The following is a 20,587-nucleotide window of genomic DNA, read 5'->3' as shown; positions in this document are numbered from 1 at the left end:
CATGACTTCCACTGAATTGTAGTCAAGGTAATTGTTACAGTGGAAGGTCTGCAATTATAAAGGGTATTGGAGGTTCAGAGTCATGGAAGTGTTGAAACAACGGATTTTGGAAGAAGGGGTCGTAGTTTCAGATCAGGTGCTGAAGCTGGACGCTCTATTGAACCATCAGGTTGATCCACAGCTGACGATGGAAATGGGACGGGAGTTTGCTGGGAGATTTGCCGATTGTGGCATTACGCGAATAGTTACTGTAGAATCCTCAGGCATTGCCGTGGCATTTGCCACCGCATACGTAATGAATGTGCCACTGGTATTTGCACGCCGTAAAAAAACGCTGTTGGCTGACCCGGATGCCTTGTGTGAGAGAGTACCTTCTTTTACAAAAGGTATTGTTACGGACATCATGTTATCGCGTCAGTTCATTTCTTCGGAGGATAAAATACTCTTTATCGATGACATTATCGCCAATGGTGATGCAGCGCGTGGGCTGATTAAAATCATTCAGCGCTCCGGTGCGGAGCTGGTTGGGCTGGGTGTTGTCGTGGAGAAAAGCTTCCAAGCTGGAGCTCGTACAATCAGAGAACAGGGCATTCGGTTGGAGTCGCTGGTCAGAATTATGTCTCTTAGCGATGGGAAAATTGTTTTTGACGATTAAACCGTGTCAGAAGTAAGAACAAAGCCTATTTTCGAAACAACTGCTTTTCACACTATGAGTTTTCCTTTATAATAATATTAGACATAGGAGAGGAGGCGTCACAATGGGGAAAGAACCGGTGACAGAGCAATTTTTTATTGATAAATTGACCGAAGCCAAGGATCATTTCGAGCGTGCGCTGGATTGTAAACACACGGAGTTTGACGACCTGTATCCCTATATGGTTGAACATCCTCAGTTTTTTTGGTACAAACGCTATGTAGCCTGGTCAGAACTTCTGACAATCAAAGGCTTGTGTGAAGAATTATCTTTCTCTTGGAGAGAAAGCTTTACACCTAACCAAGTGGAGTATCTGGAAACACGAGTGATGTCCGCTAAAGTTCTTGATTTTTGGTTTGAGAAGAATGAAGCGCTGATATAGGAGAGCTTTAGAAGACAAGTACGGTTGTTTATTACTTACACAGGACCCCGATGAATTATCATCTGGGTCTTTTTCTTGAAGAGATTTAGGGTAAACTAGTAGGAGAAGGGAAGTGAACCATGATTAGCGATGAACAATTGGATGCGTACCGTATTTCCGGTGAGAGAATACGTGTCGTACGCGATGGCCTGGAGAGCAATGACGTGAAGGGGATTGTACTTGCCTGGGACGAGACCCAAGTGATGGTCCGCCGACCTAATAAACGAATCGTAAAGCTGGATCGTAATTACTTGTTTCAGCCGTTCACCGAGCCAAGAAAAGATCTCGAAAATATATAATTGTTATTTCATTTCAGGTATGACGTTCAATACAGAACAGCTCCCCACTCAGATCTGAGCGGGGAGCTGTTCTGTTATAGATGTATGAGTCTTACAGTATCGACAGGGGTTAGATAGACAGGGCTAGTTGCTCTAATGAACTTTGTTCTCTGGAGAGGATGGAGAGCTCTGTGGCAAGTCCAAGATAGGCACGCATGCGCAGCAGCATCTCCTTGCGGAAGCCGGGCCACAGGATGTTCATTTCACCCTTGTAGCCTCTGCAGGAATAGCTGGCTTCAACTCCATTCTGATCCTGACGAATGGTGGTAATTCGCAGATCATGGGAGGTCAGCTCACGTGTAACCTCATTTAGCATTAGAGAGGTTTTCTTGGCTCCGCTGGATATTAGCTCCATATAAAGCTGAGGAGTCTTAAATAAGCCGCTCTTGCTGATTACTCGGCAATCACGTTCGAATACTTTATGAATAAACGTTAGCAGCAGATAACTTCTGACAAGGGACAGTTCTTCTGTGGTTATATCTTCAATAATTGCTGGTTTCCGTAGTGTGTTTGGAGTGTTTATCTTAGTAGTCGCCATTATAAATCACCTCATTTATAGTATGCGAACCTTTGTTCTCATTATACATGAAATACACAAACAAAAGCAATAATTATACAAAAAATTATGAAAAAATGGAAAACTAAAAAAGAGTTGACGGATGAATGCCAGCATGGTAAGATCTACTTTGTTGCCGCGAAAGCGAAACATCATAATATGCGGTCATGGCGGAATTGGCAGACGCGCTGGCTTCAGGTGCCAGTGATAGCAATATCGTGGAGGTTCGAGTCCTCTTGACCGCATCATAGTTTTTAAAACACTCTGGAATTATTCCAGAGTGTTTTTTTAGTGCGCCCAGCATGGGCGCTATCTCTAGGGTTGAAGTCCCGAATGGCGAAGGCAGTAGTAGTCATTAGCTTAAGGCAAGGGTGTCCACCGTAAGGTGGAATCTGAAGGAAGCCGGTGGCAAATCTCTGGTCTGAGGAACACGAACTTCATATAAGGCTAGCGTACGTTGGATGAGGTTGCTAAACAAACCAAAGTCCATACTGCCAAAGGCGTACGAGAGTAAATGAAGCAGATAGATGGAGAGGAAGATAGCGTTCTTACCTGGGGAGATCTGTACGGAATGTGGAACAACTTCCATAACCTTACTTGTGAAAGTAAGCTGAACGTACAGAAGTCAGCAGACGCCATAGTACGCTTTCGTGTTGCAACACGAGCGGAAGGGCTGAACATGAAATAGGCATTTGTGCATCTAGGCGTTCAAGATGAGTCATGACAGCAGAACATCCGAAAGGACCTGACGGAAGAAGGAAGCGGTGAATCCCGTGTGGAGCTTCGGCAGGGCAGAATTCATCTTTGGCACAAGAAGAAGGCACAAATCACGTAAAGAGAGGTAAAAAAAATGTTGGAGCCGTTGCTGTCACGGGAAAATCTTCTACAAGCGTTAAAGCGAGTCGAATCGAATAAAGGAAGTCATGGCGTAGATGGGATGTCCGTAAAATCCTTACGCGAACACATTGTACAAAACTGGCAGAAGATACGGCAAGCGATAGAAGAGGGAACCTATGAGCCGAGCCCCGTGCGTCGGGTCGAAATCCCGAAACCGAATGGCGGAGGTGTCAGGAAGTTAGGCATTCCTACCGTGACCGACCGAATGCTACAGCAAGCGATCGCCCAAGTGTTAACCCCATTGTTCGATCCAGAGTTCTCGGAACATAGTTATGGCTTCCGCCCTAAGCGGCGAGGACATGACGCTGTGAGGAAAGCCAGAGTATTCATGAAAGAAGGCTACCGATTCGTAGTCGACCTGGACTTGGAGAAGTTCTTTGACCGCGTCAACCATGACCGTCTAATGATGAAGCTTTCGGAGAAAGTGAAGGACAAGAAAGTCCTGTTACTCATTCGTAAATACCTTCAGTCGGGCGTAATGGAGAACGGGTTCGTTCAACCGACACGAGAAGGAGCACCGCAAGGGGGCCCTTTGAGTCCGTTATTATCTAATATCGTACTAGACGAACTGGACAAGGAATTAGAGAAACGTGGACACCGCTTCGTCCGCTATGCGGACGACTGTAATATCTACGTGAAAACGCTAAGAGCAGGCGAACGAGTCAAGGCATCCGTCACCCGATTCATCGAGACAAGGCTAAAACTGAAGGTCAATCCAGCGAAGAGCGCGGTAGACCGTCCATGGAAACGGAAGTTTCTAGGGTTTAGTTTTAGCATAGACCAAGAGCCGAAAGTGAGAATTGCAAAACAGTCCTTACAGAAAGCGAAGGTTAGAATTCGAGAGATCACCTCCCGAAAGAAGCCGATGAGGATGGAAGAGCGAATGAAGGAACTAAACCAATACCTAATGGGATGGTGTGGGTACTTCTCGCTTGCGGATACGCCAAGTATCTTTCAAAGGATGGACGCGTGGATACGAAGAAGGCTACGAATGTGCCTATGGAAGCAATGGAAGAACCCGCGAACCAAAGTTAAAAGGCTTTTATCTCTAGGCATGCCCAAGGATAGAGCCTATGAGTGGGGGAATACCCGTAAAGGGTATTGGCGAATAGCAGGAAGTCCAATTTTGTCACGAGCATTGAATAACCAATACTGGGAATCCAATGGATTAAAGAGCTTGTTGGACAGATACAACTCCTTACGGAATATTTCATGAACCGCCGTATACCGAACGGTATGTACGGTGGTGTGAGAGGTCGGGGGCTCACCGCCCCCTCCTACTCGATTGTGCCTATTTGATTTATCCAAATCAAATAGGCATATAAATCCATAAATCCATAAATCAGAGTTCAGAAGTCAGAAGTCAGTGGCACGCGGACTGTAATTCCGCTATTTCAGTTATTTTGTGTTTTTAGAGAGTGTTGGCGGCCAGAGAATCCGTTATATGCTTAAATGCCATACAAATAAGCAGTTTTAGCACAAATAGTGGAACCTCAGTCCGCGAGACCAATAAATATAGGCATTTTCAGCAAATAGAGGATTCTGTGTCCACTAGATGCTCTTTTTTATTCTGAAGTAGTTAGTTTTCTTTGCTACAATCGGTGCTATCTGTTTGAAGTTTGCAATGTATAGTAAATATATGATGTGTTGGTAATGTAATGTGCTAGAATGCGCTGCGCGGTACTGCTCACAAGACTCACAATTATTGTAGTTACAATCGAAGCTTATAGGTACGTGCTCTTTCTTGACCACTTGCGATGTCCAGTATTTGTAGCTCAACCAGACTATGCAATATTCGCCGAGTCTGCCGATCACTCACTCGCAGGTGTTTAGCAAACTCTAAAGGTGTTATAGACCGCAACAAGCGCCGCGCAAATCGAACCGTTTCGGCTTCCAACCAAGATAATGTAGAAAGAACGTCTGTGGCAATGAACTTTCCGATAAATGCGAGTACCAGTTGCTGACATTGTTTGGGTTCTTCAACGATTGAGGGGTAGGCGATGGGTAGAAATGTCCAACTATCCAATGACAACAAGCAATGGCGTCGGCATAAATCTTTGAATCGTCTGACATCAAGATCTCTCGCATGAGGACCATACCCCTGAATTTCTATCCCACCTTTTGCGCCTCCAGGCATATAAGCAAGATCTAAATAGCGGAATCCATTGTTAAAGTCACGAACCTCCCATTCAGGAAGCAAGTGATTGAAATTCCCGATAGCTGGGAACCAAACGGACCGTAGGAATTCGATAGTTCCATGTCCCAGACCTTTCTGAAGAAATTCCCTTCTTCTCGGATTGCTCTCATGATCCAAATTCATCTGTAACCATTCTTCATATAGCTGCTCGAACTGTGACATTGCATTTCCCTCCAAAGATTCAATTTAAACTGACATTTCGGTAACCTCTCATAGAAAAAAACAAAAACCGCTTCAATACAATTCCCCCCATTTACTGAAAAATGGATGTCATTGTATGAAAGCGGCGTGTTCTTCACGGCCTTTATGCAGTTATTATATCGCTTACTGAGAAATTCAACAAACCAAATGAAACCCAGCGGACTGTAATTCCGCTAATCTAGTTATTTTGTGTTGTTTGGGAGTGTTGGCGGACAGAGAATCCGTTATAACGCTTAAATGCCATCCAAATAAGCAGTTTTAGCACAAATAGTGGAACCTCAGTCCGCGAGACCAATAAATATAGGTATTTCCAGAAAATAGAGGATTCTGTGTCCGCACACTGTTTTATTTGCCTCGGCAGTACTTGTAAGTAAATTAGTCGAAGTAGGTATGAAAGACTCTAGAGCTTGGTTGAATTCATAAGTTACAGAAGCAATGGTTTAACCAAAGCTCTCCACTCAGATGGTACCTGCAACACTTCAGAGCAATAAACGGTCTGTAAATATTTGCTGAGCGGAACCAGCGTATTCTCAACAAGAACCTCTTTGATCTCGGAAGGTTTGATCGGTACCAAGCGATCCGTGGTTTGCCTGAAGCTGTCTAGGGGGAGAAACATCCTGCAACTTTTGCGGTAGGAGGTCCGATGCGGATAACGAGGCGAACTTCCAGAATCGTACTTAGACAGCTTAATCGCTGCATAATGATCAGCCAGCAGTTCATACGCTGCAAATTGAAGAATCGCAAAGGATTCATTTGGTTCTCTACGGGAATACATGTTGGCCATGGCCAAACAGTCCCGTTCAGTTGGCCACAAGAAGACGTGGCGGTCCAGACAGGCTCGAAAGTGCTCTTCCGTGGTGTCAGGGTCCATCATCTCAGGGTGGATACGTAAATGAGCATTTAGAACAATGGACTGACCGTAAACAGCGATATGTTTTGTTTCGTTCCGGCGAATTCCTTCGGAGAACTCAGGAGAGAGGAGAGCGGACGAATATAAGCCATCCAGATGTGCTATGGCTTGGAGATTTCTGACTCTGGTGAAGTGATAAAGCGAGCGTCTGAGCGGACTTTTGGTAATGGCCTCAATGATATTTATATTCATGCTGTCATTATAAACCTAAGCCAGTGTTGTTACTCTTGTCCTCGAAGTATGTAATTTAACTAAGGTATATTAATTTTATATCTTTACCGATCGTTCCCAATATGTTATGATTCCTGCACAGTAACGGATAATTTTTTTTGATAGTTAAAGAATGTTCATTCTTTAACTATTGTTTGCTTTTTAGTTTCATGGATAGAGTAAATAAAAATAATTTTAAAGGAGAAATTCACTATGGATTATCGCATTCTAGGTCGTACGGGTTTAAAAGTAAGCAGTTATAGTTTGGGTACAGGATCATTTGGCTGGTGGGGAAATTCGAATGAGGAAGAATGTTTTCAAATTGTGGATCAAGCTCTAGCTGAAGGTATTAACCTTATTGACACTGCTGATGTCTATTCAGCAGGTGTATCAGAAGAGATTGTCGGAAAAGCTTTAAAAGGTCGGCGTAATGAAGTTGTGCTTGCCACCAAAGTGGGATTGCCCATGGGAAACGGGTTAAACCAGAGTGGAAATTCTCGATTTTGGATCAAACAGGAAGTAGAGAATAGCTTGCGCCGGCTGCAAACTGACCATATTGATCTTTATCAGCTACACCGTCCTGATCCACAGACCGATATTGAAGAGACGCTTAGTGTATTAACAGAGTTGGTTCAGGAAGGTAAAATCCGTTACTTTGGTTCCTCCACCTTTCAAGCCTGGCAGATTGCAGAAGCTCAGGCTGTGAGTGAACAACGTAATTTGGCCAGTTTTGCTAGTGAGCAGCCGCCCTATTCAATCTTGAATCGCGGGATTGAATTTGACGTACTTGAAGCTACGAGAAAATATGGTATGGGTATTCTGGTGTGGAGTCCATTGTCAGGTGGCTTGCTCACCGGTAAATATTCAAAAGGTCAGACCGCCTCGACCGATTCCCGGGCTACCCGTTTTAAAGGGAATACACTAGGCGATGTCGTTGACCCCACCCGTGAAGAGAATACTCTAAAGTTCGATATGATTAGCCGTCTACAGCAGCTCGCTGACGAATCAGGAATGACACTCGCCCATCTGGCGATCGCTTTCACTCAGGTGCATCCGTCAATTACTTCCACAATTATTGGTCCGCGTACACTTGGTCAGTTGCAGGATACTATAAAAGGCGCAGATATCCACTTAAGCACAGATATACTGGACGCCATTGATACGATCGTTGCTCCAGGCCTAACCTTAGATGCATTGGAGCGGGGCTGGGCTCCCGATTGGATGAATGCTACAAGCAGACGGAGGGCATAAACTGCTGACCTGAATCTTAAAGTTAAAAAAATGATTTGCCTGAAGCTCCGATTGGAGCTTTTTTTATTGCTGAAAAAGATCGGTTGCACGTATGATGAAGTATTCCAATCATAAGGAGGCTGTTAATAAATGACACAGATCATCATCTCACCATCCAAATATATTCAGGGCAGCGGTGAAATTAACAAGCTGGGGTCTTATTGTGCTCAGCTAGGGACAACGCAGGCTTATGCAATAGTCGATCCTTATATTCTTTCGCTGTACAAGGAGGAACTTGTACGCAGCTTTGCTGATGCAGCCATTCCACTACAACTTCGGGAATTCAGGGGGGAATGCAGCCAGAGTCAGGTGGATTCCATAGTAGTCGAACTCAGTTCCAGCGATGTCATTCTGGGCATTGGCGGCGGCAAAACGTTGGATACGGCTAAAGCGGTCAGTCATTTTGCTTCGCTGCCTGTCGTCATTGTTCCTACTGTTGCATCAACGGATGCTCCGTGCAGTGCGTTGTCCGTACTCTATACGGACGAAGGTGAATTTGACCACTACCTTGCTTTACGAAGAAATCCGGATTTAGTGGTTGCCGATGTAGACATTATTGCCAAAGCACCTGCCAGATTGCTTGCTGCAGGTATAGGAGATGCTTTGTCGACTTATTACGAAGCCAGAGCTTGTCAGAAGTCACAGGCGTTAACTCACGCTGGTGGGACTCCTTCTATTGCTGCTATTTCTCTGGCAAAGGCTTGTCTGGATACCCTCTTCGCTGATGGAGTGGAGGCGTTGCATGACGTTCAGCACAAGCGTACCTCACCGGCTGTTGAGCATATCGTTGAAGCTAATATTTATCTTAGTGGGATCGGGTTTGAGAGCGGTGGACTTGCCGCAGCGCATGCCATACATAATGCACTTACCCTCCTTGAAGAATGTCGCAATATATATCATGGCGAAAAGGTTGCGTTCGGCACCATTGTGCAGCTTGTGCTGGAAAAGGCACCTGCAGATGAGACCTTAAAGGTCATTCGTTTTTGTCAGGAGATCGGTCTTCCGGTGACCTTACGTGAGCTGGGCATCACTAGCCTCGACTTGGAAAAACTTATGAGAGTTGCACGGGCCAGCTGTGCTGAGGATAGTCCGATGCAGAACATGCCTTTTGAGGTACATGCTGAAGAGGTATTGGAAGCTATTCTTGCTGCTGACCGTTTGGGACAATAAACAATAAGGCAATTGCTAATTATTGAGTATGGTCTACGCACATATTTAGTCTCCTTAATCCAAACAATGAGAACATTGGTTGAAGATTAAGGAGGAGATCTAATTGAATAAGGGCAGTCATACTGTAAAACGTTATTTCTTATATTTGTTTATGATTGTAACAGCGCTCACCGGGAGTGGAATGGGATCACCGCTGTCTGTTATGGCTACGCCTGCTGTAAGCGGAAACGCCGTAGAAGTTTCCTCCCAGAGAATGGCTGCACCAGTAGCTAATTCCATTGAAGACAGCACTGCTGTACGACGACAAAACAAGGGTTCTAGCCGCAGTCGTGTAGCCATTATTGTCGATGATTTTGGCAACGGAATGCGGGGGACAGATGAAATGTTAAGTCTGCCGGTCAAAATTACGGTTGCGGTCATGCCCTTTCTGCCCACATCGATCAGCGATGCGCGGCGTGCACATGAGCGCGGGTTTGACGTATTGTTGCACCTCCCGATGGAGCCGCGTCATGGCAAGCCGGAATGGCTGGGGCCTGGAGCGGTACTGGCGAAGATGAGTGATGAGGAAATTAGGCAGCGTGTGGAAGCGGCGCTGGATAATATCCCGTATGCAATTGGGATCAACAATCACATGGGTTCAAGGGTAACTGGTGATGAGCGGGTAATGGGCATCGTGCTGAACGTCTGCAAGGAACGGGGGTTATTTTTTGTGGACAGTAAAACCAATTATCGCTCTGTGGTCGGTAAAATAGCACTGGAGAAGGGGCTGCCCCGCGTGGAGAACCATATCTTCCTGGATGATCTGCATACCTCTAGCCATGTGCTGAAGCAAATGCGTCTTGTTCAGGAGCGTGCGCTGGAACAGCATTATTGCATAACGATCGGCCATGTCGGTCTGCAAGGCAAAGAGACTGCCGCCGGTATTCGCAGCGGCATAGCAGAAATGCGCAACAGTGTTGAGTTTGTCGGGATATCTGATCTGGTCAAAGAAGAGTGGAAATGGAATCCAGCTCCTAAATTTCCATGAGGTAAGCGGCAATCCCGTTTGCAATTGCTTCGGCAATCTCTTGCTGACCTACTTTGCCGCATAACATGGCTCGATCGGAGGGGCTGCTAATAAAGCCCGCTTCAACGATAACGGTTGTGGCAGTGATTTTGTTAAGTAAATAAAAGGGTTTGCCCTGTCTTGGGTCGGTCTTCGCTTGATAAAGGTTGTTCAACTGGCTCTGAATGGATTGGGCAAGCATGAAGCTGCGTCCCTCCTGACGATACAAAACCAGTGGTCCATGCTTGGAAGGTGAAGGTGCCCAGTTAATATGGATGCTGACTACTACATTCGCTGGCAGCATCTCGGCCAATTCTTTACGTTGGGCCAGATCTCTAAGATGGCGGGAAGAGCTGCGGAGCCAGAAGTTCTCATCACTGGGCGCATAATCGCCATTACGGTTTAGAATGGCATCAAAGCCATCGCTGCGCAGCAGCAGAAATAAACGGCGCGAGATTTCAAGGGTAATATCCTTCTCCAGAATTTTGCCATAGGAAGTGCCGCCATCAATTCCGCCGTGTCCGGCATCAATCAGAATCATTCGATGGCCATGACCGAGTACATGCTGGCGCTCTTCCTTAACATCTGTCTGAGTAGGAATGCCATTAGCCTGTACTGTTCCGGCTAGAAGGAATATCAGTCCTGCAGCCGCCAGAGTGATAATAAAGCTACGCGGGGCAACAGCTGTTCTCTGAATAGAGTGTAGTCTCAAGTGGCAAAACCCCTTTTCACAAGAATGTTCATCCATTAGTCTCTGTTAGATTGTGCTTTCTTTGGTAAACCTATACGATTCATTGTCCACAGTTTAAATACAGCCCTAACGGTGCACACTAAATATAGTGATGGACGAATGGTTCTGTTAATTAGATTAAGGAGGTGGCATAAATGGCTTCCGATGGGGATGAACTAGTGAAGTATATAACCGAAAAAGTCGTAGTGTATATGGAGGACCCGCGCAGCAGCCGTGCTCGCCGGGAAGCAACGAAGCAGCCATGGTCGCAGAAATGGTTCGGTATGCTTCCGCTTGGCATGTCTCTTTGGCGGAGTAGTTGGAGTCATAAAGTCAAGGAATGAGTGCGCTGTACAGCACAAAAACCTTCTTGGACCGCACGATGGCGGCGCATGGAAGGTTTTTTGTGCTGTTTCATATATCAGTGTAGGTATTGTTTTTATCTACGTTCAGCTTATGCAATGTGCCATTATCCTGAAGTGCAGAGAGGGGGAGATAGCGCCTTCCTGCATGGCCTGAAGCAACATATACAGTGCTATTTTCTTTTGTACTATTGCCTGAACGCAGCAGCCAACGTTGATATCCTGTAATCATAAAAGGAGCACCTAAAGCGTCATTTCGGCCTGCGGCCTGAAAAGCGATGCTTCCTCCCTTCGGGATCAGAGAAATGAAACTATCAGCATTCACCAGTGGCAGCTTAGGGACTGTCAGCCACAGTAAATCAGCATACGGGTCATCCACTCCACCGCTCCGGTAGGCTGAACCGGGAGACAGATAAACATCACGGCTAGTCACTACATTCTTAGCGGTTAACTTTCCCTTGAGTACGGCTTCAGCCTTGCTCAGGCTCCACGGTAAAATTTGCGGCACGGATGCATTAATGAAAAATGTCTTATTCTCAATGGTTATTTTCCAGATGGGCAGCAGAGGTGCGTATAATGCTGTAAGCGTAATATCTGACACAGATGATGAAGTGATAAGTCCTTGCTGCACCAGAAACTGGCGCAGTTCACTGAGGCTAAAGGGAAGTCCGGAGGTTCCGGCTCCGTATTCACTAAGCATATAACCGCCTTGATCGGTGGCGGAAATGATCATATATCCTATCCGTTGCTGACCGTTCATCACGTTAACCAGCCAGCTGTGAGTACCCGGTCCAAGCGGATAATAAATGGGGCTAGCGTCCTTCCAATCTGTGAAGGGTGCCTCCGCAGCTAGCTTATCAATCATCTGCTGACTGAATTCCTGCACCGTGACGGGTGAGTTGACTGATTTCATTTCCAGCACAGGCAGATCTGCGGAGACGGCTTGTACAACACTTATTCGGCTGCCGGTAGCTGCCAGCGCAGTGGGGAAGCTTGCGCCAGCTATGGCCACTCCCAGACCGAGCAACAGGAGGAATCGACCCTGCCGCCTAAGAGCTGGCCTCCATCGTAATCTTATTTTCATGGCTTTATTCACCTTTCTTTTTTCGGCTAAAGGGGAAGAGCTACTTACTAATTATTGTAGAGGACAAGCCTTAAAAAGGGTGTTGCTTACTGTCGTGCTAGGCTTAAGGAATTTCACTGTTTTTTTGCCTGCTTTTAGCGAGTGGGGTCACATTCTATGTGCTCCGCAGATGAAACAGCCCGTAAGTCACCGCAGAAACTGCAACCTGTGGCTCGTATTGCCAGGTGGTTTCTGTTCTGCGGCGATTGTATTGCTCATCAATCCCCAACCGTTTCTCTTCGTCAGGCTCCTTCAGTAGCTCCTCATAATAAACATCAATAATAGACAGCTCCAGCCGCAGCCGAGCGCGGGCTTCCTCCGCCCATGCATAGTCAAGTTCGGCAAGCTGCTCTGTGAGATGAGCTTCCAGTCGATCGGTACCTGCGGAGACTGTTAGTTCAAGAGGTTGAATATGCACATTCTCCGGCAGGCGGGGAATCAGTTCAATTTGATTCAGCTTTGTCCCAAAGTCATCAATGATGGCTCCAGTGACCAAGGAGATTCCTACAAAATGCAGTTCCTCCCGCTTCAGATCGCAGGTCATTTCCACCTTGTAACAAACGCCAAGCCACGGTTCGTAGGCGGCTGAGAACAGGGTAGTTCGCTGCCTGCTTCCCGGGTTCTCAAACAGATAAAGGCATTTGCCTTCATCGCGGGCCGCTGACCAAATTTGCAGCAGCCGCTTGCTGCCATAGATCACATCTTCACGCCTGATCATACCGGGGCCGATCCAGGGCTGTGTTGGAACAACCCCAAAGTAGCGGGCTAATATACTGTCCTGCGGATCGGTTGAGGGAGTACCTGGTTTAGTACCTCTATTTGGTGGCGGATTCGAAGCTGCACTTGTCAGGCTGTCATATTTCTCCGGATCAAACACAAAGGTGAACGATAACGTCTCCGGCTCCACTCCGGTTCTTTCCACGAAGCCCCAATAATAGGGACGGTCCGTGAGCATCCGGTCGGCGCGTGGGGACAGCTTCACCGTAACATGAAGTGGTGAAGCTTCAATGATGGCGCATTCTGTCACCTCCAGATAATTCATAACCTGTGTACGAACCTGCTGCGGGGAGAGGGTCATGTCGCGGCCTCACTTTCCTTTTGAATGTCTTCAGTCAATTCACTGAGGGATTCGCCAATATGGTCCAGCCCGCTGCGCAGTTCTTCATCGGTGCGGGCCTCAAGCACTATTTTATATAGACTTTTCTCCAAGGATTCCTTCTTCTCGAAACGTTCCAGAATAACATCCAGCCCGCCAATAACCATCTCGAACATATTGATTTTCTCATGCAGCAAATGAAGGATGTGTTCTTCAATCGTACCCTGAGTGGACAGATTATAGATGATGACGTCATTCTCCTGACCTAACCGATGTACTCTCCCAATCCGCTGTTCGACTCGCATTGGATTCCAGGGCAGATCGAAATTGATCATGTGATGACAAAATTGCAGGTTAATGCCTTCGCCGCCTGCTTCGGTGGCAATCATTACTTGGGCCCGGCCGCGGAAGAGGTCCATCATCCAGTCTTTTTTACCACGGTTCATCCCTCCGGAATAAGAGACACACATCAGCCCATGGTCGCGGAAAAATTGCAGCAAATATTCCTGAGTTGCCCGATACTCTGTAAATACAATGACCTTTTCCTTCATTTCCAGGATTAGCTCTAATGTTTTCTCCGCTTTGGTATTTGTCTTAACGGTACGAATGGTCTGTAGCAGACCCATCATCCGGTCCCGTTTCGGCGAGTCCTCAGGCAATTTCTTGATCAGATTCACCAAGGTTATGAATACGGCATCACGACTGCTGCATACCTCGCGCTGAAGTGTGACTAAGGAGAGCATACTGCTAAGATTGCCCCCAGATTCCTGATATTGGTCTTTGACAAAAGCAGTAACTCCGTCATATAATACCTTCTCCTCAGTGGAGAGTGTCAGTGGGATATTGCGGACCTTACGCTTGGTGAAATTGACCGGACCTTCGCCGCGCCGATTGCGGATCATGACCTTGGAAAGCTCACCCCGAAGTTGGATCTCGTTCTTGGGCTGGCGTTTATCGACAACGAAATTAGTGGCGAAATCCCCCTGATTTCCAAGCTGTCCAGGCTTCAGCAGTGTGATTAAGTTAAACAGTTCGCTTAAGTTATTTTGGACGGGTGTAGCAGTAAGCAGCAGGCAGTATTTTTTGCGCAATTGCTGTACGAACAGATAATTGGTAGATTTCTTATTCTTCAGCTTGTGAGCCTCATCGATGATCAGCATGTCATATTCATTCTCCAGCAGGACTTCTTTATGCGGATCACGTTTGGCGGTATCCATAGAGGCGACGACGATGTCGCTACCCCAGGAATAGGATTTCTTTTGGGCGACAGCTGAAATACCAAATTTAGCGTTCAACTCCCGCACCCATTGCAATACTAACGAGGCTGGAACCAGAATCAATACCTTGGAGACCAGTCCGCGCACCAGATATTCTTTGAGCACAAGTCCTGCTTCGATGGTTTTGCCTAGTCCAACCTCATCGGCGAGAATCGCCCGGCCTGACATTTGAAAGAGTACTTTATGAGCGGTATCGAGCTGGTGAGGGAGCGGAGACAGTCCGGATAAATGCTTCATACACTGCAGCTCGTCGAAGCTGGTGATCAGCCCTGTTTCCTCTCCTTGTACGGCAAGCCGTGACAATCTCCAGTCTCCCCATGGACCACCTTTGTCGAGTCTACTTTCCAAATCCTGCAGCCAGTTTCGGTCAAAGGAAAGCGGAACAGGCACCAATGGTGCGGGCTTACTGCTCTGTAGCAGCAGAGAATTTCGGGAAAATTGCGACATATAAGCAGCCTCCTTCGGCGCTGAATCATATAATAATGCGTAGGAGTAGTATGCGCGAAAAAAAGAGATTTCATAACCTGATATTTTTCTAGAATGCCTAGAAAAAAGTGAGTAAAAGGGAGGATAAGGGTGATCTTTTGCTGAAATATCGGCCGAACGGCTCTTTTTTCGAAAACGACCTATGATACAATATGTGGTATAGTTTAAAAGCTGACGCACACAATATATTGTGACAAATGCTTGAAATTATGCTTAAATTGAGCGATTAGTGGTTATTTGATATTGACAAGATGAACTTCCTGAGTACCTTCTTAGAGGCTAATGCTTAGTGCAGGAAGTTTATGTTGTGGGTATCAAAAAGAACACCCACACGATGAATCGGAAGTAACACAATCACATAAGCGGGAGGTTTTTTTATTGAGTACAGTCGAACGCAAACAACACTTGGAAGGGCTGAGTGAGAAAATATTTTTGGATCGTTATGCCTGGAAGGATGCAGACAGCAACAATGCCAAGGTAGGCGATGTTGTGCTTGTGCTGACAAAGGATGACCCGAAGTTTCCCACGAAGGAAGTTGGCGAAATTGTAGAACGCAGCGGCCGCATTGTAACGGTAAAGACACGCAGCGGTGAACATGTGCAATCGGATGTAGAGAAGCTTACCCTTAATATAGAGAAGACGCCTGAAGAAATGTGGGACCGGCTGGCTGGAGCGATGGCTTCCGTCGAGAAGACGCCTGAGCTTCAAAAGGAGTGGACAGGCAAATTCCGTTCGATTCTGGATGACTGGAAGCTCGTACCAGGAGGGCGCATTGCAGCAGGTGCGGGAGCTAGTGAAGAACTGACACTTTTTAATTGTTATGTAATACCTTCTCCTAAGGATAGCCGTGGCGGTATCATGCAGACGTTGTCGGAAATGACGGAGATTATGGCTCGCGGTGGCGGCGTAGGAATCAATCTATCTTCACTGCGTCCACGCCGGGCTATCGTCAGAGGTGTTAATGGCTCTTCGAGCGGTTCTGTATCCTGGGGCGGTCTGTTCAGCTATACAACCGGATTAATCGAGCAAGGCGGCAGCCGTCGTGGTGCGCTGATGCTGATGATCAACGACTGGCATCCGGATGTCTTGGACTTCATTACGGTGAAGCAAACGATGGGTCAAGTGACCAATGCCAACCTGTCCGTATGCGTAAGCAACAGCTTCATGAAGGCTGTTAAGGAGGATCTGGATTGGGAGCTGGTATTCCCGGATACAACTGAACCTGACTATGACACCCTGTGGGATGGCGATCTTGACAAGTGGAAGGCCGATGGCCGCAGCGTCATTCATTACCGCACAGTTAAAGCACGTGATATCTGGAAAACGATTATTGAATCGGCTTGGAAGTCGGCTGAACCTGGTGTAGTATTCATGGAATACTACAACCAAATGTCCAACAGCTGGTATTTTAACCCGATCATTTGTACGAATCCTTGCGGTGAACAGGGCTTGCCTGGCTGGGGCGTCTGCAATCTGTCAGCTGTCAATCTCTCCAAGTTCTATGATGAGAAGAATCATGATGTAGACTGGGCAGATCTGGCGACCACCACTCGTTATTCCGTTCGTTTCCTGGATAATGTTATTGATAAGACTCCATATCATTTCCCGGAAAATGAAGCGAATCAGAAGAAGGAACGCCGTGTTGGTTTGGGCACGATGGGTCTGGCTGAGCTGATGATTAAATTGAACATCCGTTACGGCAGCCCGGAATCACTTGAGTTTCTGGACAAGCTGTATGGCTTTATGGCTCGTGAAGCGTATCTTGCTTCGGCAGAAATTGCCGGCGAGAAGGGTTCTTTCCAAGCGTTTGATACCGAGAAATACTTACAGAGCGGCTTTATGAAGAATATTACCGAAACGTACCCTGAGGTTGGCGCGTCCATCCGTAAGCACGGAATGCGTAACGTTACTGTTATCACCCAAGCTCCTACAGGCAGCACGGGTACAATGGTGGGCACATCAACGGGTATTGAACCTTATTTTGCCTTCAAATATTACCGTCAAAGTCGTCTTGGCTATGATGAACAATTCGTACCGATTGCTCAGGATTGGCTGGAAGCTCACCCTGGTGAAGATCTGCCGGATTACTTCGTAACGTCGATGGACTTATCGGCCAAGGATCACATTCGTGCGCAAGCGGCAATTCAGCGCTGGGTAGACAGCTCGATCTCCAAGACCGCTAACTGTCCGGCTGACTTTACCGTAGAAGAGACTGCTGAGCTGTACGAAATGGCCTTCGACTTAGGCTGCAAAGGCGTAACGATCTACCGTGACGGCAGCCGTGATGTACAAATTCTGGAGACAACGAAAAAAGAAGACAAAAAGGATGTAGAAGAAGCAGTATCAGCTGCAACTTCTGAAGCTGCGGCGACAACTGATGTAACGGCTAGTGCAAGTTCAAGTGTGAGTGCAAGTTCAACTGCAGCCGTGGCTGTAAGCCCTACTCCGAAAGCTAATGCCGAAGTAGTGGATAAACAATACAAGAAACGTCCGCAGGTATTGCGCGGCGCTACTTATAAGATCAATACACCATTTGGAATGGCGTACATTACCATTAATGATCTGGACGGCACTCCAGCAGAAATCTTCCTGAATGTAGGGAAGGCAGGATCAGATGTATTCGCTATGGCTGAAGCACTGGGTCGGGTCTGCTCGCTATTCCTTCGTTATGGAGATCATGGCGAGAAGGTAGAACTGCTGATCAAACATCTTAAAGGCATCGGCGGCTCCGGCGCCATCGGCTTTGGTGCAAACCGTGTAGAATCCATTGCTGACGCTGTCGCCAAAGCACTGGAAACGCATGTGCAGAACAATGCCCAAGACGATCATATCCCTGCACCCATTGCAGCGACACTGGAGCTTGGAGATTTCACAGAGGCATTAAACGCCGAACTGAAGTCCAGCGTTCCCGCCGCAACCGCCACAGATGATGGACACGGCGGTCATAGTAGTCACAACCATTCCACAGCCTCGCGTGACCTCTGCCCATCCTGCGGCAGCGCGTCATTAATTAATATTGAGGGCTGTAAGACTTGCAGTACTTGTGGGTATAGTCGGTGTGGTTGAGGATTTTGAATGAATATTTAGTGAATGATAATATAAATTCATACACTTAAGTGAATAGAAATACATCGTAACTACATCTAGAACACGGCAGCATGCTTCATTATGTTGCCGTGTTCTTTTTTGTTTGTGCCTATTTGATGCAATGATTTTATTTAACATGGAAAACCATGAAGGAGATATAAAATACCCAAGTATAATATCTACAAAATTAAAGCTGCTAACCGAGAAGCTTTACAAAGAAAACTTAGCACAGTAGGACTAATTGCAAAAAGTGAAAAACAAATTGGTGAGTATACGGCCAAATTTCATTTCTCTGATAAACCTGATTTAGTAAAATATAGTGGGTTGACTTTTAGTGTTCCAATCTCTTCATATTCCTCTGAACAGAAAATTTTGACGACAACTACTAAAACTGTGGCAAATTATAATCCGGTGGCTACGGCAGTAAAGGTAATCCAAGAGACTTCTCATGAGAATTCGAAGGGTCAACAAGCTACTACGGATCAGATCAACTCACTAGTTTCGATAGCAAAAATGGAGATAGTGGCACCGATAAAAGCTCAGATGGAGGTGAATGCGGCGGCTTCTAAAGTTGAGGCCAAAAATAAAGCTCAAGAACAAAAAAAATTGATGCTTATACTGCAGAACTAAGATGGCAAATTATGAATGAAGCAGCAAGCTTAGCATATATCACCTCTGTATTTTCAATGTTTGAAGCTGAAGTCGGAGTAGGATATTCTGTTGAAGTAGCCGAAAGTTCATTTGGAATTTCTTCCATACTAACAACGGAGTTTTATGAGGGCTCTTCAAAGCATTTACAAAAAGCACAGAACCGCTTATCTGAGTTAAATAATCTAGCGAAATCCGGGAAACTTGGTTTAAATGACTTAGATATAGTTGATGCTTTAAGAGATGATTTAGAGAAGGCAATACGTCTGTTTAAATAGAGGAGTTGTTGGTTATGAATAAAAAATCGGAAGAATTCTTGAGAATAATGTTAGATTTTTTACCGTCAACTGATGATGCGTATAGAAAATCAATCGCAGATAGCGGTGAGGTGCTAGAAACTGTAATAATTGAGAGCGTCTTCATGCCCGAAGTAATTAAACTATTGAGCGAGGAAAGAAACATCAATCTGTTAGAAAGTATTTTTAAATATTTTGAAGAAGTATCTAATGACGAAGATGCTCACTTGATGAACGTTTTTTCGGTTACAGTTTTGGAAATACTCGGGAATGACAGATCGATTCTAGGAACTGCACAGAAATACATGGGATCTAAAACGATAGAACTTCAGATAGAAGCTGATAGAGATTTAGGTAGGAGAATCTAGTCAGCACAGACTAAGATATGCATTGACCTTGGGGGCGGTAATCCTCAAGGTCTTTTTTATACCCCATCCAGTGCCGAATGAATCAGGCGGCTGAGTCCAATCATGCGTAACCCATGTAATACCAGTATAAGAGCACGATTCGCAGGAATTGCACCGATACTCTTTAGTTCGGGCGGCAAGGGCAAAAACCAAGCAAGCGGACAAGGCAATCGGGTATTAAACAGCATCTTCCATAACCTTGCCGTTCAGCAAATCCAAGTAGCCAAAGGAATCAACAAGAAACAGCGTAATCCCTTGTTCTACGAGTTTTACCAACGGAAGATAGCAGAAGGCAAATAATGCTATGGTTTCTTCTTTAATGCAATAATGGGTCTCGCTCAAACATCTATGACCCATGTTTATTCCTCCCTTAATATTTGTACGAGATGTTTTATTTTTTCATCTTCAGCGGAATAAATGAACTTGAGGCCGCTTAGTTACTTACAAATACTATTGACAAAGGAGATCAATACATATATATTTACTCATACGGGTATGGGTATAAAACCTTAGCAGTAGATTAAAAAATTTCAAGGAGGTTAAAAATTTCCAATGATTAAAGCAGATCAATTACTGGATTGCAAAGGACTGGCATGCCCGATGCCTATCGTTAAAACAAAGAAAGCGATGGACCAGCTTGAAGCTGGTCAGATTATTGAAGTTCAAGCCACCGATAAAGGCTCTCTAGCCGATATTCAAGGATGGGCAAAGAATACTGGACATCAGTATTTAGGAACCATTGAAGAAGATAACGTACTCAAACATTATCTTCGCAAAGCCAGCCCCGATGAGATTAAGGAGCAAAAAAAATATAAGCATGTCGTTTCGAATGAAGAGCTTGAGAAAAAAATGGCGAGTGGTGAGAAGGTAATGATTCTCGATGTCCGTGAACCTGCTGAATATGCATTTCATCGAATTCCAGGTGCGATTTCTATTCCTCTCGGTGAATTGGAAAATCGTTTGAATGAACTCAGAAGAGAAGATAATATCCATGTTATTTGTAGGACGGGAACACGTAGTGATCTAGCTTGCCAACTGCTAGCTGAGAAAGACTTCTCTGCTGTGCAGAATGTTGAACCTGGAATGTCCGGATGGACAGGACCAACGGAAAGAAACTAGTAGAATACCTAAACATAAAATGGAGGT

Annotated in this window: 21 protein-coding genes, 1 tRNA gene and 1 pseudogene; 16 read left to right on the top strand and 7 right to left on the bottom strand. The window is 45.8% G+C overall.

Translation table 11 applies throughout. The features are described 5' to 3' along the window. Positions 1-82: 82 nt before the first annotated feature. From H1230_RS21825 to H1230_RS21815, 3 genes are all read left to right on the top strand, one after another. A complete protein-coding gene (locus H1230_RS21825; RefSeq protein WP_239711985.1) occupies positions 83-655 on the top strand; it encodes a xanthine phosphoribosyltransferase in 573 nt (190 codons plus the stop codon). 103 nt (positions 656-758) lie between these two features. Continuing rightward, complete coding sequence (locus tag H1230_RS21820; protein ID WP_154117748.1) at positions 759-1,076, top strand: hypothetical protein; 318 nt, start codon at positions 759-761, stop codon at positions 1,074-1,076. Between the two features lie 119 nt (positions 1,077-1,195). Beyond that, positions 1,196-1,414, top strand: a complete 219-nt coding sequence (locus H1230_RS21815) for a hypothetical protein (protein ID WP_239711984.1) — start codon at positions 1,196-1,198, stop codon at positions 1,412-1,414. A gap of 109 nt (positions 1,415-1,523) precedes the next feature. Here H1230_RS21815 and H1230_RS21810 read toward each other — a convergent pair whose 3' ends face one another. Further along, positions 1,524-1,991 (bottom strand): YhjD family protein, encoded by a 468-nt coding sequence (locus H1230_RS21810; protein ID WP_239711983.1) that lies wholly within the window; start codon positions 1,989-1,991, stop codon positions 1,524-1,526. Between the two features lie 179 nt (positions 1,992-2,170). Between H1230_RS21810 and H1230_RS21805 the strand changes: the two genes are divergently transcribed. The 3 genes from H1230_RS21805 to ltrA all read left to right on the top strand — a co-directional run bounded on the left by H1230_RS21805 (position 2,171) and on the right by ltrA (position 4,122). Further along, positions 2,171-2,254, top strand: a tRNA-Leu gene (locus H1230_RS21805). A 269-nt stretch (positions 2,255-2,523) separates the two neighbouring features. Then, the gene (locus tag H1230_RS21800; RefSeq protein WP_239711982.1) at positions 2,524-2,697 is read left to right on the top strand and encodes a hypothetical protein; all 174 of its coding nucleotides are present in this window, start codon (positions 2,524-2,526) and stop codon (positions 2,695-2,697) included. A 162-nt stretch (positions 2,698-2,859) separates the two neighbouring features. After that, positions 2,860-4,122, top strand: a complete 1,263-nt coding sequence (gene ltrA, locus H1230_RS21795) for a group II intron reverse transcriptase/maturase (RefSeq protein WP_239711981.1) — start codon at positions 2,860-2,862, stop codon at positions 4,120-4,122. A 495-nt stretch (positions 4,123-4,617) separates the two neighbouring features. Here ltrA and H1230_RS21790 read toward each other — a convergent pair whose 3' ends face one another. Then, positions 4,618-5,265, bottom strand: coding sequence for a transcriptional regulator (locus tag H1230_RS21790; protein ID WP_239711980.1), 648 nt, complete (start codon positions 5,263-5,265; stop codon positions 4,618-4,620). Positions 5,266-5,728: 463 nt separating this feature from the next. Next, positions 5,729-6,406 (bottom strand): DUF7002 family protein, encoded by a 678-nt coding sequence (locus H1230_RS21785; protein WP_239711979.1) that lies wholly within the window; start codon positions 6,404-6,406, stop codon positions 5,729-5,731. A 231-nt stretch (positions 6,407-6,637) separates the two neighbouring features. Between H1230_RS21785 and H1230_RS21780 the strand changes: the two genes are divergently transcribed. The 3 genes from H1230_RS21780 to H1230_RS21770 all read left to right on the top strand — a co-directional run bounded on the left by H1230_RS21780 (position 6,638) and on the right by H1230_RS21770 (position 9,911). After that, positions 6,638-7,675, top strand: a complete 1,038-nt coding sequence (locus H1230_RS21780) for an aldo/keto reductase (RefSeq protein ID WP_239711978.1) — start codon at positions 6,638-6,640, stop codon at positions 7,673-7,675. A 129-nt stretch (positions 7,676-7,804) separates the two neighbouring features. Then, positions 7,805-8,884, top strand: coding sequence for a glycerol dehydrogenase (locus H1230_RS21775; protein WP_239711977.1), 1,080 nt, complete (start codon positions 7,805-7,807; stop codon positions 8,882-8,884). A gap of 103 nt (positions 8,885-8,987) precedes the next feature. Continuing rightward, the gene (locus tag H1230_RS21770) at positions 8,988-9,911 is read left to right on the top strand and encodes a divergent polysaccharide deacetylase family protein (protein WP_239711976.1); all 924 of its coding nucleotides are present in this window, start codon (positions 8,988-8,990) and stop codon (positions 9,909-9,911) included. On the opposite strand, the gene H1230_RS21765 is transcribed toward H1230_RS21770, so the two are convergent. After that, the gene (locus H1230_RS21765; protein WP_239711975.1) at positions 9,898-10,641 is read right to left on the bottom strand and encodes an N-acetylmuramoyl-L-alanine amidase family protein; all 744 of its coding nucleotides are present in this window, start codon (positions 10,639-10,641) and stop codon (positions 9,898-9,900) included. The genes H1230_RS21770 and H1230_RS21765 overlap by 14 nt on opposite strands. A gap of 173 nt (positions 10,642-10,814) precedes the next feature. Between H1230_RS21765 and H1230_RS21760 the strand changes: the two genes are divergently transcribed. Beyond that, on the top strand, positions 10,815-11,003 hold the full coding sequence (locus H1230_RS21760) for a YqzE family protein (RefSeq protein WP_239711974.1): 189 nt from the start codon (positions 10,815-10,817) through the stop codon (positions 11,001-11,003). Positions 11,004-11,073: 70 nt separating this feature from the next. On the opposite strand, the gene H1230_RS21755 is transcribed toward H1230_RS21760, so the two are convergent. From H1230_RS21755 to H1230_RS21745, 3 genes are all read right to left on the bottom strand, one after another. Then, a complete protein-coding gene (locus H1230_RS21755; protein WP_239711973.1) occupies positions 11,074-12,105 on the bottom strand; it encodes a hypothetical protein in 1,032 nt (343 codons plus the stop codon). Between the two features lie 154 nt (positions 12,106-12,259). Further along, on the bottom strand, positions 12,260-13,222 hold the full coding sequence (locus H1230_RS21750; RefSeq protein WP_239711972.1) for a YqhG family protein: 963 nt from the start codon (positions 13,220-13,222) through the stop codon (positions 12,260-12,262). Next, positions 13,219-14,964 (bottom strand): DEAD/DEAH box helicase, encoded by a 1,746-nt coding sequence (locus H1230_RS21745; RefSeq protein WP_239711971.1) that lies wholly within the window; start codon positions 14,962-14,964, stop codon positions 13,219-13,221. The genes H1230_RS21750 and H1230_RS21745 overlap by 4 nt, the downstream gene beginning before the upstream one ends. A 417-nt stretch (positions 14,965-15,381) precedes the next feature. Between H1230_RS21745 and H1230_RS21740 the strand changes: the two genes are divergently transcribed. From H1230_RS21740 to H1230_RS21715, 6 genes and pseudogenes are all read left to right on the top strand, one after another. Beyond that, positions 15,382-18,069: an adenosylcobalamin-dependent ribonucleoside-diphosphate reductase gene (locus tag H1230_RS21740; protein WP_239711970.1), complete on the top strand. Its 2,688-nt coding sequence runs from the start codon at positions 15,382-15,384 to the stop codon at positions 18,067-18,069. Positions 18,070-18,462: 393 nt separating this feature from the next. Continuing rightward, entirely contained in the window at positions 18,463-18,720 is a 258-nt protein-coding gene (locus tag H1230_RS21735; RefSeq protein WP_239711969.1) for a hypothetical protein, read from the top strand. Positions 18,721-18,731: 11 nt separating this feature from the next. Further along, positions 18,732-19,016 (top strand): hypothetical protein, encoded by a 285-nt coding sequence (locus H1230_RS21730; protein ID WP_239711968.1) that lies wholly within the window; start codon positions 18,732-18,734, stop codon positions 19,014-19,016. Positions 19,017-19,030: 14 nt separating this feature from the next. After that, complete coding sequence (locus H1230_RS21725; protein ID WP_239711967.1) at positions 19,031-19,402, top strand: DUF7674 family protein; 372 nt, start codon at positions 19,031-19,033, stop codon at positions 19,400-19,402. 126 nt (positions 19,403-19,528) lie between these two features. Beyond that, positions 19,529-19,738 (top strand): annotated as a pseudogene (locus H1230_RS21720) (transposase); the annotation flags it as partial. Between the two features lie 255 nt (positions 19,739-19,993). Next, entirely contained in the window at positions 19,994-20,560 is a 567-nt protein-coding gene (locus H1230_RS21715; protein WP_239711966.1) for a sulfurtransferase TusA family protein, read from the top strand. Positions 20,561-20,587: the final 27 nt, after the last annotated feature.

Source organism: Paenibacillus sp. 19GGS1-52 (genome assembly GCF_022369515.1).
GTDB lineage: Bacteria > Bacillota > Bacilli > Paenibacillales > Paenibacillaceae > Paenibacillus_AQ.
The sequence above is the reverse complement of the archived record's forward strand: the minus strand, read 5'-3'. Positions and strand labels throughout refer to the sequence as shown.